This is a genomic window from Sphingomonas sanguinis, assembly GCF_019297835.1.
Classification (GTDB): Bacteria; Pseudomonadota; Alphaproteobacteria; order Sphingomonadales; family Sphingomonadaceae; genus Sphingomonas; species Sphingomonas sanguinis_D.
On the sequence record NZ_CP079203.1, the window covers coordinates 799,551 to 812,827 of the forward strand.

Consider the following 13,277-nt stretch of genomic DNA (forward strand, 5'->3'; position numbering starts at 1 on the left):
TACCCGACCGTGCGTGATTCGACCAGTGCGGAAGCCCGCCTCGGAACCCGGTCAAAAGCTAGTCGTTACGCCAACAGAAGGACCAATCGAGATCAGGGCGAACGACGATGACCGACACCGACCGTTCCTTTGCCACCTCTCTCCGTCCCGGCGCGGGCTGGGGATGGATCCTCGCCTATGGCATTTTGTCGGCGCTGCTGGGGCTGGCGGCCTTCCTGTTTCCCGTACCCGCCACCTTGGCCGCGACCCTGGTGATCGGGGCCTTCTTCATCGCGTCGGGCATCGTCTCGATCGGCGCAGGCATTTTCGGCAAGGGGCATGAAGGCCGTGGCTATGCGATCGGGTTCGGGCTGGTGTCGCTCATTATCGGCCTCGTCATGGCGTTCGAGCCTGCGACGGGGGCCATTTCGATCACGCTGCTGGTCGCGGTGTGGCTGGGGCTTCGCGGCGCGCTGGAGATCGGGCTGGGTGCGCGGATGCGGCGGCGGCGCGGACTGATGATCGCGCTGGGTGTGCTGAACATCATTCTGGCGCTGTTCGTGCTCGCGACCCTGCCGTGGAGCGCGATGACGCTGCCGGGCTTCATCCTGGGACTGAGCTTCCTGTTCGGCGGGATCACCGCCATCGCCTCGGCGCTGGACCACAAGAAGGGGGCGAGTGCGTTTTCGGTTTGAGAAGGGAGCAAAGTCCCGTTCAGGCTGAGCGTAGTCGAAGCCCACGCCCCGACATCCGCCAATAGGGCACCGCTGCCCTTGGCCTTCGACTTCGCTCAGGCTGAACGGAGGTTAGGCCTGATACCTCGCTCCGTTCATACCGAGTAAGGCCGAAGCGCATGCTTCGACCTATCGAAGCAACCCCTCGATATCCTTCACTATATCCTCGGGCTTGGTCGTCGGCGCATAGCGACCGACCACCTGCCCATTCCGACCGACCAGAAACTTGGTGAAGTTCCACTTGATAGCCTTCGTCCCCAGCACGCCCGGCGCTTCCGACTTGAGCCACTGGAACAGCGGATCGGCGTCTTCGCCATTGACGTCGATCTTTGCCATGACGGGGAAGCTGACATCATAGGTCAGCGAACAAAAGTTCGCGATCTCCGCCGCATCGCCCGGCTCCTGCGCGCCGAACTGGTTGCACGGAAAGCCCAGCACGGTCAGCCCCTGCCCTTCAAAACGGCGGTACAGCGCCTCCAGCCCCTCATATTGCGGGGTGAAGCCGCATTTGGACGCGGTGTTGACGATCAGCAGCACGCGTCCCGAAAAAGCCGCCAAGTCGACCGGCGAGCCATCCGCCGCCTTGACGGTGAAATCCGCGATACCGCTCATGCGTGCTTCCCCAGCAGATAGTCGAGATTGGCGCGGACGCCCGGCCATTCGCGGTCGATGATCGAATAGACCACGCTGTCGCGGATGCGCCCGTCGGCCATCACCTGATGCCCACGCAGCACACCGTCCTTCTTCGCGCCAAGCCGCTCGATTGCCGTCTGGCTGCGCTTGTTGAGCGCATCGGTGCGGATCTGGATCGCCTGGCACTCCATCACCTCGAAGGCATGGGCCAGCAGCATCCGCTTCGCCTCGGTATTGACGCCGGTCCGCTGGACCCGGGTGGCGTAGAAGGTGCCGCCGATCTCCAGCCGCCGATGCTGCGGCGCGATACGCATGTAGCGCGTCGTGCCGACCACCTCACCATCCGGCGTCTCGACCGTGAAGAGCAGCGCGCGGCCCACATCTCGCTCCTTCAACGCCGCCGCCAGCCAGCGCTCGGGAGCCTTCATCATCGAAACATTGGCGTAGAATATGTTCCAGAGATCGCCCTCGCGCGCCGCTTCGACCAGCGCAGGCAGGTCCGCCTCGACAAAGGGGCGCAACGTCGCATGTCGGCCGGTCAGCGTCGGCGTCTCGGTCCAGACGCTCATTGCAGGCGGCCTTCGTGCAGGCGAACCACCCGGTCCATCTTGAGCGCCAGCCGCTCGTTATGCGTCGCGACCAGCGCCGCCGAGCCCTCGCCGCGCACCAGCCGCAGGAACTCGGCGAGCACGATTTCGGAGGTATGCTCGTCCAGATTGCCAGTCGGCTCGTCGGCCAGCACCAGAGGCGGCTGGTTGGCGAGCGCGCGGGCGACGGCGACACGCTGCTGCTCGCCGCCCGACAGCTGGCTCGGCCGGTGGGTCAGCCGGTGGCCCAGTCCCAGCGCGGTCAGCAGTCCCTTGGCGCGCGCCTCGGCCTCGGCGGGCAGTTTGCCCTGCACGAGTTGCGGCAGGACGACATTCTCGATCGCGTTGAAATCGGGCAGCAAATGGTGGAACTGATAGACGAAGCCCAGATGGTCGCGCCGCGCGATGGTCCGCCCGTGCGAGTCGAGCTTCGACACCTCCTCGCCCGCGATCCGGATCGAACCGGAGAAGCCGCCCTCCAACAGGCCAACCGCCTGAAGCAGGGTCGACTTGCCCGAACCCGACGGCCCGAGCAGCGCCACGATCTCGCCCGGCGCGATGGCCAGGTCGACGCCGCGCAGTACCTCGATCGTCTGGCCGCCCTGCGTGAAGCTGCGCGACAATCCTCGGGTCGCGAGCACCGGCTCGGCGGCGTGGGGCTGGGCCATCGTTCCCATACGGATGATCGGATCATTCATAGCGCAGCACCTGAACCGGGTCCGTGCTCGCCGCCTTCCAGGCGGGGTAGAGCGTGGCGAGGAAAGAGAAGACGAGCGCCATCGACGCGATCACGACGATCTCGACCGGATCGGTCTTGGACGGCAGTTCAGTGAGGTAGCGGATCGACGGGTCCCAGAGATTCTGCCCCGTCACGAACTGGACGAAGTTCACCACGCCCTGGCGATAGAACAGGAACACCGCGCCCAGTCCCAGCCCGGCGACGGTCCCCAGCGCGCCGATGGTGGTGCCCACCGTCATGAAGATGCGCATCAGGCCACCCCGCGTCGCACCCATCGTCCGCAGGATCGCGATGTCGCGCGTCTTGGCGCGGACCAGCATGATCAGCGAGGACAGGATGTTGAACACCGCGACCAGGATGATGATCGACAGCACGGTGAACATCGCGACCCGCTCGACCGCCAGCGCCTCGAACAGCTGCGCGTTCATCGTCCGCCAGTCGGCGATGACCGCACGGCCGCCCAGCTTGTCCGCCAGCGGGGCGAGGATCTGGCCGACCCGGTCGGCATCGACCGTTTGGATCTCGACCATGCCGACCGTATCGCCCATCAGGAGCAGCGTCTGCGCATCCTCGATCGGCATGATGACATAGGCCTTGTCATAGTCGTACACGCCGATCTCGAAGATGGCGCCGACCGTATAGCTGACGATGCGCGGCACCGTGCCGAACGGCGTGGTCTGCCCTTGCGGGCTGATGAGCGAAATCTCCGAGCCGACCTGCGCGCCCAGCGCCTCGGCCAGGCGGCTGCCGATCGCGATGCGGCCGCTCCCCGGCGTGATGCTGTTCAGATTACCCATGATGATCTTGGAGCGGATCGCCGAGTTGCCCCGTATGTCCTGCACGCGCATGCCGCGCACCAGCACCGCCTCGACCCGGCCGTTATAGCTGGACATCAAAGGCTGTTCGATCATCGGAACCGCGCTGGTCACGCCCGGCGTCGCCTTGGCCTCGCGTACGATGTCGCGCCAGTCGGGCAGGCGCCCGCCCACCCCCTGCACCACCGCATGGCCGTTGAGACCCACGATCTTGTCGAACAGCTCGGCGCGAAAGCCGTTCATCACGCTCATGACGATGACCAAAGCGGCGACGCCCAGCATGACCGCGACGAGGCTGATCGAGGCGACCAAGAAGATGAAGGCCTCTCCTTTGCCCGGCAGCAGATAGCGCCGGGCGATCATCCGTTCATAGCGTGACAGGATCATTGATGTCCGATCGATCCATGGAGAAACTGACTAGCCCAAGGGCTGTACGGGCGGCTTCCGGTGCTGGCAATGCCGCGCCCGGTTCGGGTAGCGAAACGGCCCACCCTGCCCATTGTTGCGCGCACGCCACACATCCGAGTCAATCGTAGCGCGAATGCCGCAAGAGGGATGACAAGCGGCCCTGCCGTAACGTACCACAATCTTACTGAGACACAGGCAGCAACGGCCGTGGTTCGGGGATTGCTCCAACGCTCACCCAACGAGGTTGATGCGGGAGCGGGAAAAGGGGGCTGACGAGCGATCGTCACGCAGGCGCCCGGATCGGAAACGGTCCGGGCGTTTGTCATTCTGGGCCTTGTCGCGCATCGCTCCACCCGAAAAGCCGCCGGAACCGGCTGAGAAACGGGGAGCTTCCAAACTCCGTTTCCAGATGCCGGCCCGGCGCCCGTTCACGGGACTGCTGCTATACCAGATCAAGATGAACCGAATGTGGACGAATCCTGTGATTCGTCCAGTTCATTCCTCCCCAAGCGTGCTTGGGGAGGAATGGATTAGAACGACTTGGAAATCGTGAACCCGTAGGTGCGCGGATCGCCCGGCTGACCGACGATCAGCCCGGTCGACCCCGACTGGGTCGCGAGCAACTCGTAATAGTCGTGATCGAACAGGTTGCGCACCCAGACAAAGGCGTTCCAGCTGCCCGGCGCCTTGAAACCCGCACGCACGTTCGACAGGCTGTACCCGTTGATGTCGGTATAGGCCGAGCGCGACGGGTTGGACGAGAATTTGGAACGGTAGCTGCCGTCATAACCCAGATAGAATTGCCCCTCGGTCCCCGCCACGGTCGCGGGCAAATCATACTCCGCTCCGTAGGAGAAGGCCCAGCGCGACACGCCCAGCAGCCACTGGCCCGAGATGTTGCAGTAGGGCAGCGAAGCGCCCGGTGTCCCCGCCGCGGCGGGCGTGCCGACGATCTGGCCGTTGACCACCGGCAGTGCGGTTCCGCCCGACAGCTCGGGCGGGCAAGGCGCGTTGGTGAAGCGGGTATAGCGCGCGTCTGTAAAGGCCGCATTGGCATAGACGTTGAACCGGCTGGTCGGGCGGAAGGCCGAGTCGATCTCCACGCCGCGCGTCCGCACGCGGCCCGCATTGGCCAGATAGCCGCGCAGGACGTTGACCTGAAGGTTGTTCACCGTCGCCTGATAATTACCGATCTCGGTCCAGAAGCCCGCGATGTTCACGGTCGCGCGGCGGTCGGCGAACTGGGTCTTCAGTCCCAGCTCGAAATGATTGACCTTTTCGGGCCGCACCGTCTGCGTCGCCAGGATCGGGTTGTTCTGTGCATCGAGCGGCAGTCCGGACAGGTTGATGCCGCCCGACTTATAGCTGCGCGCATAGGTCGCATAATAATGGACGTTGGGGTTGAACTCATAGGCGACGGTCAGGTCGCCCGACAGGTTCCAGTTGGTGAAGGACGGCGTATAATTCTGCGGCGCGAGAACCCCGCGCTGATCGCTGGTCAGCGTCGTGGAGCCCGCCCCGTTGGTCACGACCGAAACATAGGAACCGTCCTTGCGGTCGTAGTTGAGCCGCAGCCCCGGCGAAACCGACAGACGGTCGTCGACATGCCAAGTGAGCTTGCCAAACAGCGCCGCCGAGGTGTTGGTAAAGCCGATCGTATTGCGCGAGGTCTGGCCGTTCAGCGTCGCCGGATTGCGACCGCCCGTACTGGTCGGGTTGAGCAGGAAGGCGCTCGCCGCCGGTCCCTGGACCTGAAGCCCCTGCGTGTCGATCGACTGCCAGAAATAAAAGGCGCCCAGCACATAATCGAGCGTCCGCTTGCCGTTGGAGGCGATACGGAACTCCTGCGTCACCTGGCTCTGCTGCGACGGATTGGCCGAGACGGTGGTGATCGGCAAGCCAATGAAGTCGCGGTCGTTCGACGGGTCCCAATGCCAGAAGCGCCAGGCCGACACGCTGGTCAGCGTCGCCTCCCCTACGTCCCAGTTCGCGACCAGCGACAGCCCGCCCAGCTCCTGCTTGGCACGCAGATCGGTATCCACATCGGTCAGCCTGTCGAAGGCGTTGGTCGAGGGCACGCTATAGCCCTGCGCCGCCGCCAGTGCGGCATATTGCCGGTTGAGCGGGCGCTGCGTCGCCCCCACCCGCGCATAATATTGGACGCAGCAATTGGGGTTCTGCCGCGCATAATCGCCCGACAGGGTCAGGTCGAGCGTCGGTGTCGCGTGCCAGAGAAACTGGCTGCGCAGCGACAGATTGTCCTGGCTGTTCTGCCATTCCTGCTGACGCGTATTGTAGATGGTGCCGCGCCGCGTGGTGATCGAGGTCGACAGGCGGACCGCCACCTTGTCGTCGACCAGCGGGCCGGACACCGACGCCTTGCCCTGAAAGAAGTCGTAATTGCCCGCGCTTAATTCGACCCGCGCCTCGGGCGTGAAGCTCGGCGGACGGGTGATGATGTTGATCGCGCCCGCCGTGGTGTTCTTGCCATAGAGCGTGCCCTGCGGGCCCCGCAGCACCTCGATCCGCTCGGTGTCGGTGAAGTCGAACGTCGCCGAGGCGATGCGGCTGTAATAGACCTGATCGACATAAATGCCGACGCCCTGCTCGATCCCGTCATTGGTCAGCCCGAACGGCGCGCCTAGCCCGCGGATATTGGCGGCGGAATTGCGCGGGTTGGTCGAGTAGAATTGCAGCGTCGGCTGGATCTGGGTCAGGCGATTGACATTGTACGTCCCAGTCTCGGCCAACGCAGTGCCGCCGATCACCGACATGGCGATGGGCACCGACTGGATCGTCTCGGCCCGGCGGCGCGCAGTGACGACGACATCACCCCCGCCCTGCTGCGCCGTGCCTAGCCGTCCTTCGTCGCGACGGGTCTGGTGGGTCTGCTGTTCGGCATTCGGATCGGCTTGCGGATTGGCAGCGACGGTCGTCTGCGCCGCCAGGATCAAGGCCAGGGTCAAGGACATGGAAGCTCCCCTTTTGATTTCATCTCCTATTCACACATCGTTTTAGTAGGCATTCAAGCCTGCCATGGCTTGGGTTGAGCGAAGATTTGCTTTTCGATCCTCAAACGCCCTTGAAGCGATTTTCTTACGAACCATATGGGTTCGCGTGCGGTGCCGATATCGGGCCGCACGGATGGGTCGAACCGCCCCGCGCCGGGGTGAATCGGCCAATCCCGTTTCAATTCGCTTCTGATGGAGGTTTTGACATGCGTATCGATCTGACCCCGTACCGCCGCTCGACCATCGGCTTCGACCGGCTGTTCGATCTGCTGGAGGCCAATTCGCGGGCCAATTCGGCGGAGAATTATCCTCCTTTCAATCTCGAGCGTCTGGCCGACGACCGTTACCGCATCACCTTGGCGGTGGCGGGCTTCAGCCGCGACGAGATCGAGATCACCGCGCAGCAGAACATGCTGCTCGTCACCGGCAAGAAGGATGACAAGGCGGGTTCGCCCAACTTCCTGCATGTCGGTATCGCCAATCGCTCGTTCGAGCGGCGCTTCGAACTGGCGGACTTCGTGTTCGTCGAGGATGCGCGCCTGAACGATGGCCTGCTCGTCATCGACCTCGTCCGCGAGGTGCCCGAGGCGATGAAGCCCAAGACGATCGCGATCAAGACGGGCCAGCCGCTCGCCGCGGTGGAACATCACGCCGATCAGGCTAACGAGGTCAAGGCGGCGTAAACCACTCGACGTCTTTCTCTCCCTGAAGACGTCGCGGGGCGTCCGGACCGACGGGTCCGGGCGCCTTTTGTCTGCCCATCCCAAGGTCCGTTCAGGCTGAGCGAAGTCGAAGCCTACGCTTTGCCGCCCGCCAAATGGACAGGTTTTCCCCTGGCCTTCGACTGCGCTCAGGCTGAACGGAGGCCGGGATCACCCAAAAAGAAAACCCCGCCTCCATCGACTGGGGGCGGGGTTTCAATCACACCAACCGGCTCTGCTTCACCGCCGCTTCGATGAAGCTGGCGAAGAGCGGGTGTGGGTCGAAGGGCTTGGACTTCAGTTCGGGGTGGAACTGCACGCCGACGAACCAGGGATGGTCCGGCCGCTCGACGATTTCGGGCAGCGTGCCGTCGGGCGACATGCCGCTGAACACCAGGCCGCCCTTTTCCAGCGCTTCCTTATACCCGGTATTCACCTCGTAACGGTGACGGTGCCGCTCGGAGATGTCTTCGCCGCCATAGATGGACGCGACGACGCTGTTGCCCGCCAGCTTGGCGTCATAGGCCCCCAGCCGCATCGTGCCGCCCATGTCGCCGCTCGCCTCGCGCTTCTCCAGACCGTCGCGGCCCATCCACTCGGTGATGAGGCCGACGATCGGCTCGGAGGTCGGACCGAACTCGGTCGAGGAGGCGTCCGCGATGCCTGCCAGGTTACGCGCGCCTTCGACGCAGGCCATCTGCATGCCGAAGCAGATGCCGAAATAGGGCACGCGACGTTCGCGGGCGAAGCGGACCGCCTCGATCTTGCCCTGCGCACCGCGCTCGCCGAATGCGCCGGGGACGAGAATGGCGTGGCAGGGTTCCAGCTGCTGCGCGATCTCGCTCTCGTCGCCCTCGAACAGTTCGGCGTCGATCCAGCGGATATGGACCTTCACCTTGTTGGCGATGCCGCCATGCACGAGCGCTTCGTTGAGCGACTTGTAGGCGTCCTGCAGGCCGACATATTTGCCGACCACGCCGATCGTCACTTCGCCTTCCGGATTGACCAGACGGTCGACGATCTCGGTCCAACGCGACAAGTCGGGCGCGCCTTCAGGCTCGATGCCGAATGCGCGCAACACTTCCGAATCGAGACCCTCGGCATGATACTGGAGCGGCACCGCATAGATGCTCTTGGCGTCCAGCGCCGGGATGACGGCCGAGGGCGGCACGTTGCAGAACAGGCCGATCTTGGCGCGGTCCGAGGCGGGCAGCGGATGCTCGCAGCGACAGACCAGAACGTCGGGTGCCACGCCCAGTGCCGCGATCTCGCGCACCGAATGCTGGGTCGGCTTGGTCTTCAACTCGCCCGCCGCCGCGATGTACGGGACCAGCGTGACGTGGATGCTGATCGATTTGCCGCGACCCAGTTCGTTCTTGAGCTGGCGGATCGCCTCGATGAAGGGCAGCGATTCGATGTCGCCGACCGTCCCGCCGATCTCGCACAGGATGAAGTCGATTTCCTTGCCGTTCTCGTCGAGCGTGTCGGCCTTGGCGAACGCCTTGATCGCGTCGGTGACGTGCGGGATCACCTGGACGGTCGCGCCCAGATAGTCGCCGCGCCGCTCGCGCTCGATGATCGTCTTGTAGATACGGCCCGAGGTGACGTTGTCCGACTGGCGCGAGGATACGCCGGTGAACCGTTCATAGTGACCCAGGTCGAGATCGGTCTCGGCCCCGTCGTCGGTCACATAGACTTCGCCGTGCTGATACGGGCTCATCGTGCCCGGATCGACGTTGAGATAGGGATCGAACTTGCGGATGCGCACGCTATAGCCGCGCGCCTGCAAGAGAGCCGCAAGAGAGGCCGCCATGAGGCCTTTGCCGAGCGACGAAACCACGCCGCCGGTGATGAAGATATACCGCGCCATGGGAAGAATCGCCTAGCTTGGATGGGGTGGATACGACAACAGCAAAGATGCGCGCCGCCGGAATTTATCGGCGGCGCGTTGGCCTATGCTGCGATGGAAACGAGGTTTAGCGGGCGAGCGGAACCGCCGAATTGTCCGCCGGTGCCTGGGCGGGAGCCGCACCGGTCGGGACCGGGGCGGGCGCGGGCTGGGTGATCGGAGCCTGAGTCGCGGGCGTGCGGGCCAGCGAGGTATCGATGGCGGGCGCGCCGCGCGTCGCGGCCAGAACCGCCAGCAGGATCGAGAAGCCGACGAACGCCGTCGCCAGCACCGCCGTCGCGCGGCTGAGGAAGTCCGCCGCGCCGCGCGCCGACATCAGCCCCGACGGGCTGCCCCCCATGCCCAGACCGCCGCCTTCCGACCGCTGCATGAGGATCACCGTGACCAGGGTCGCGGCGATGATGGCGTGGATGACGAGCAGAAATGCGAACATGAGGCGCGTATGATCCCGAACAAGGGGTGTGCGAAACCGCGCACATAGGCGACGTGCGTGGCAGGATCAACCTCATGGCGAGCCAGCGCCTCCAGGCCCTGCCATCCATCCCCTGAAAAGGTTCCGGAAAATCACTGACGCAAGTTGTTCACCTCATCGGAACAGGAGTGAAACCACCACGGATAAAGGGCGTTATGACTTCGAAACAACGCCCGGCAAAGCCCGGCACAGCCATTGGAATCGCCATCGTGTCCAATCCGCACGACCCGCAGTCGCTGTTCGCCTGGATGAGCGCCCTTGTCGATTATGTCCGGTCGGGGGAACCCGATCTGACCAACCGACAAATGGCTTTGCTGCTCGTCGTATATCTGCGTCCCGGCCCGCATACGGTGCGCGGTTTGGCGCGCGCCTTGAACGTCTCGAAACCTGTCGTTACCCGCGCCTTGAATAGACTGGGAACGCTGGGCTATCTGCGCCGCCAACGCGATGATAGCGACAAGCGTAACATCTTTGTCGCCAGGACACCTGAAGGGGCGGACTTTCTTGAAGAATTCGGACATTTCATCGGCGCCGGCGACGCCCCAGCTCTCCAGCGGGCCAGCGCGTAAGAGCTTCGCCCTGCAGGGGCGTACCGTCGACCTTGACCCGCGCACCCATGCGGTCCGACCCGATCTAGCCGATGTCCGGCTTGCTGAATACGTATTCGCGCCGCATTATGCCGCGCCTTTGCCCTACAGGACCAACGCGCCGGTGACGCTTCGCGAGGGGCGCGCCCTGAACAGTGCCGTCCTGGCCGAGCTGCGGTCGGGCGAAACGTTCGAGGTGCTGGAGCTGGCGGGCGGCAACGCGTGGGGTATCGCTGCCCATCTCGGGCTGGTCGGCTATTGCGATGCTGGGCTGTTGGAGCGGGTGCAGTGACGAAGACGGTCTTCATCGATGGCGGCGCGGGCACGACGGGGCTGGAAATCGCCGATCGGCTGGCGGGTCGCCCGGACCTGTCGATCCTGACCCTGCCCGATGACCGCCGCAAGGATGCCGAGGCGCGCCGCGAGGCGATCAACGAGGCCGATTTCGTCATCCTCTGCTTGCCTGACGATGCCGCGCGCGAGGCCGTGTCGCTGATCGCCAATGATCGGACCCGCGTGGTCGATGCCTCGACCGCGCACCGGACCGCCTCGGGCTGGGTCTATGGTTTCGCCGAGCTGGAGCCGGAGCAGCGGGACAGGATCGCCTCGGCGCGGTTCGTGTCCAATCCCGGCTGCTATCCGACCGGCTTCCTCGCTCTCGTCCGCCCGCTGGTGCGCGCCGGGATCGTTCCCGCCGACTTCCCGGTGACGGTCAACGCCGCCTCGGGCTATTCGGGCGGCGGCAAGGCGATGATCGCCGAATATGAGACCGCCACCGAGCGCGCCTTTCGCCCCTATGGCCTAAGCCTCGCCCACAAGCACGCGCCGGAGATGCAGCGTCATTCGGGCCTGACCCACGCGCCGATCTTCGCGCCGTCCGTGGTCGACACCTATCGCGGCATGGTCGTCGAGGTGCCCCTGGCCCTCTACGCCCTGCCGGGCGCGCCCTCGCTCGACCGCGTGACGCAGGCGCTGGCCGAGGCCTATGCCGACAGCCGCATCGTACGTTTTTCGGCGGATGCCGTAGCGGCGGTGAATATCGAGGAAAATGCCGGAACCGACCGGATGACCTTGCGCGTCTGCGGCAATGCGGCCACGGGACAAGCGCGACTGATCGCCACGCTCGACAATCTGGGCAAGGGTGCCGGGGGTGCGGCGGTCCAGAACCTGAACATCATGGCCGGGCTCGATCCGACCGCTGGCCTCGTGCTCTAAGGAGACGTCATGACGCGCAATCCCGTTGGCAAGCTGCTGCTGTTCGGCGCGACCGGCGATCTGGCGCAGCGGATGCTGCTGCCCTCGCTGTTCAACCTCCATTCGGACGGGCTGCTGCCCGATGGGCTGACCATCACCGGCACGGCGCGGTCAGATCATGACGATGCCAGCTTCCGCGAGTTCGCCGCCAAGGCGCTCGACACCTTCCTGCCCGACGACCGCAAGGATACCGACAAGATCGCCAGCTTCCTGGAGCGGGTGCAGTATCAGTCGCTCGACGCCTCCTCGATGGACGGCTTCCCGGCGCTGGCGGAGAAGGTCGGCGACGTGTCGAACGGCCTCGCCATTTATCTGTCGACCGCGCCCAGCCTGTTCGAGTCGACCATCAAGGGCCTCGAATCGGTCGGCCTTGCAGGCGAGACGGTGCGGATCGGCCTGGAAAAGCCGCTCGGCTACGACCTCGCCTCGTCCAAGGAGATCAACGACGCGGTCGCCTTCGGCTTCCCCGAGGAGCGGACCTTCCGCATCGACCATTATCTGGGCAAGGAGACCGTCCAGAACATCCTGGCGCTGCGCTTCGGCAATTTCTTCTTCGAGCCGATCTGGAACGCGCACGGCATCGACAATGTGCAGATCACCATCGCCGAGACGGTCGGGCTGGAGGATCGCGCGGGCTATTATGAAGGCGCAGGCGCGCTGCGCGACATGGTGCAGAACCATATCCTGCAACTGCTCGCGCTCGTCGCGATGGAGCCGCCCGCCCGTTATGACGGCAATTCGATCCGCGACGAAAAGGCCAAGGTCTTCCGCTCGCTGCGTCTGATGACGCCCGAGGAAGTGCCGAACAACACCGTCACCGGACAGTATTCGGACGGCGCGGTCGGCGGGAAGATCGTCGGTTCCTATGCGGACGAGTTGGGCAAGCCGTCCAAGACCGAAACCTTCGTCGCGATCAAGGCGCATGTCGACAATTGGCGCTGGCAGGGCGTGCCCTTCTATCTGCGCACCGGCAAGCGCATGGCCGCGCGCCGTTCCGAGATTGCTATCCAGTTCAAGCCGGTGCCGCACTCGATGTTCGCCGGGCGCGGTGGCCTGCTCCAGCCCAACACGCTGGTCATCCGCCTGCAGCCTGAGGAATATATCCAGCTGCTGGTGATGGCGAAGGAGCCGGGCCTCGACCGCGACGGCATCCGCCTGCGCGAGGTCCCGCTGAACCTGTCGCTCGACGCCGAGTTCGCAGGGACCCGCCGCCGCATCGCCTATGAGCGGCTGCTGCTCGACCTGATTGAGGGCGACCAGACGCTGTTCGTCCGTCGCGACGAGGTGGAGGCGCAGTGGACCTGGATCGACGCGATCCGCGCCGGTTGGGACGCCAATGACGTCAAGCCCAAGACCTATCCGAGCGGCAGCTGGGGCCCGTCCTCCGCGATCGCGCTGACCGAGCGCGACGGGGTACACTGGCAGGACGACTGACCGCCGCCCCGATC

13 protein-coding genes are annotated in these 13,277 nt (G+C 64.7%); 6 read left to right on the forward strand and 7 right to left on the reverse strand.

Annotated features, from left to right (window positions below):
* The first annotated feature begins 107 nt into the window (after positions 1 to 107).
* Positions 108 to 674, forward strand: a complete 567-nt coding sequence (locus KV697_RS03405) for an HdeD family acid-resistance protein (protein WP_219020111.1) — start codon at positions 108 to 110, stop codon at positions 672 to 674.
* Positions 675 to 842: 168 nt separating this feature from the next.
* On the opposite strand, the gene KV697_RS03410 is transcribed toward KV697_RS03405, so the two are convergent.
* The 5 genes from KV697_RS03410 to KV697_RS03430 all read right to left on the reverse strand — a co-directional run bounded on the left by KV697_RS03410 (position 843) and on the right by KV697_RS03430 (position 6,867).
* Positions 843 to 1,325 carry a glutathione peroxidase gene (locus KV697_RS03410; RefSeq protein ID WP_219020112.1) on the reverse strand — a complete coding sequence of 161 codons (483 nt, stop codon included), beginning with the start codon at positions 1,323 to 1,325 and terminating at the stop codon, positions 843 to 845.
* Positions 1,322 to 1,915, reverse strand: coding sequence for a GNAT family N-acetyltransferase (locus KV697_RS03415; protein WP_219020113.1), 594 nt, complete (start codon positions 1,913 to 1,915; stop codon positions 1,322 to 1,324). The genes KV697_RS03410 and KV697_RS03415 overlap by 4 nt, the downstream gene beginning before the upstream one ends.
* The gene (locus KV697_RS03420; RefSeq protein ID WP_374011385.1) at positions 1,912 to 2,631 is read right to left on the reverse strand and encodes an ABC transporter ATP-binding protein; all 720 of its coding nucleotides are present in this window, start codon (positions 2,629 to 2,631) and stop codon (positions 1,912 to 1,914) included. The genes KV697_RS03415 and KV697_RS03420 overlap by 4 nt, the downstream gene beginning before the upstream one ends.
* The gene (locus tag KV697_RS03425; protein ID WP_219020114.1) at positions 2,624 to 3,874 is read right to left on the reverse strand and encodes a lipoprotein-releasing ABC transporter permease subunit; all 1,251 of its coding nucleotides are present in this window, start codon (positions 3,872 to 3,874) and stop codon (positions 2,624 to 2,626) included. The genes KV697_RS03420 and KV697_RS03425 overlap by 8 nt, the downstream gene beginning before the upstream one ends.
* A 551-nt stretch (positions 3,875 to 4,425) precedes the next feature.
* Positions 4,426 to 6,867 (reverse strand): TonB-dependent receptor, encoded by a 2,442-nt coding sequence (locus tag KV697_RS03430; RefSeq protein ID WP_219020115.1) that lies wholly within the window; start codon positions 6,865 to 6,867, stop codon positions 4,426 to 4,428.
* 245 nt (positions 6,868 to 7,112) lie between these two features.
* Between KV697_RS03430 and KV697_RS03435 the strand changes: the two genes are divergently transcribed.
* A complete protein-coding gene (locus KV697_RS03435; protein WP_219020116.1) occupies positions 7,113 to 7,589 on the forward strand; it encodes an Hsp20 family protein in 477 nt (158 codons plus the stop codon).
* 238 nt (positions 7,590 to 7,827) lie between these two features.
* On the opposite strand, the gene KV697_RS03440 is transcribed toward KV697_RS03435, so the two are convergent.
* Complete coding sequence (locus KV697_RS03440) at positions 7,828 to 9,477, reverse strand: CTP synthase (RefSeq protein ID WP_219020117.1); 1,650 nt, start codon at positions 9,475 to 9,477, stop codon at positions 7,828 to 7,830.
* A 106-nt stretch (positions 9,478 to 9,583) separates the two neighbouring features.
* Positions 9,584 to 9,949, reverse strand: coding sequence for a preprotein translocase subunit SecG (gene secG / locus KV697_RS03445; RefSeq protein WP_042482793.1), 366 nt, complete (start codon positions 9,947 to 9,949; stop codon positions 9,584 to 9,586).
* A gap of 287 nt (positions 9,950 to 10,236) precedes the next feature.
* Between secG and KV697_RS03450 the strand changes: the two genes are divergently transcribed.
* From KV697_RS03450 to zwf, 4 genes are all read left to right on the forward strand, one after another.
* A complete protein-coding gene (locus tag KV697_RS03450) occupies positions 10,237 to 10,557 on the forward strand; it encodes a MarR family transcriptional regulator (protein WP_058732142.1) in 321 nt (106 codons plus the stop codon).
* Positions 10,558 to 10,675: 118 nt separating this feature from the next.
* Positions 10,676 to 10,867: an SH3 domain-containing protein gene (locus KV697_RS20265; protein WP_306822681.1), complete on the forward strand. Its 192-nt coding sequence runs from the start codon at positions 10,676 to 10,678 to the stop codon at positions 10,865 to 10,867.
* The gene (gene argC, locus KV697_RS03460) at positions 10,864 to 11,790 is read left to right on the forward strand and encodes an N-acetyl-gamma-glutamyl-phosphate reductase (protein ID WP_219020118.1); all 927 of its coding nucleotides are present in this window, start codon (positions 10,864 to 10,866) and stop codon (positions 11,788 to 11,790) included. Before KV697_RS20265 ends, argC begins: the two co-directional genes overlap by 4 nt.
* Before the next feature lie 9 nt (positions 11,791 to 11,799).
* Complete coding sequence (zwf, locus tag KV697_RS03465; protein ID WP_219020119.1) at positions 11,800 to 13,263, forward strand: glucose-6-phosphate dehydrogenase; 1,464 nt, start codon at positions 11,800 to 11,802, stop codon at positions 13,261 to 13,263.
* Positions 13,264 to 13,277 lie beyond the last annotated feature (14 nt).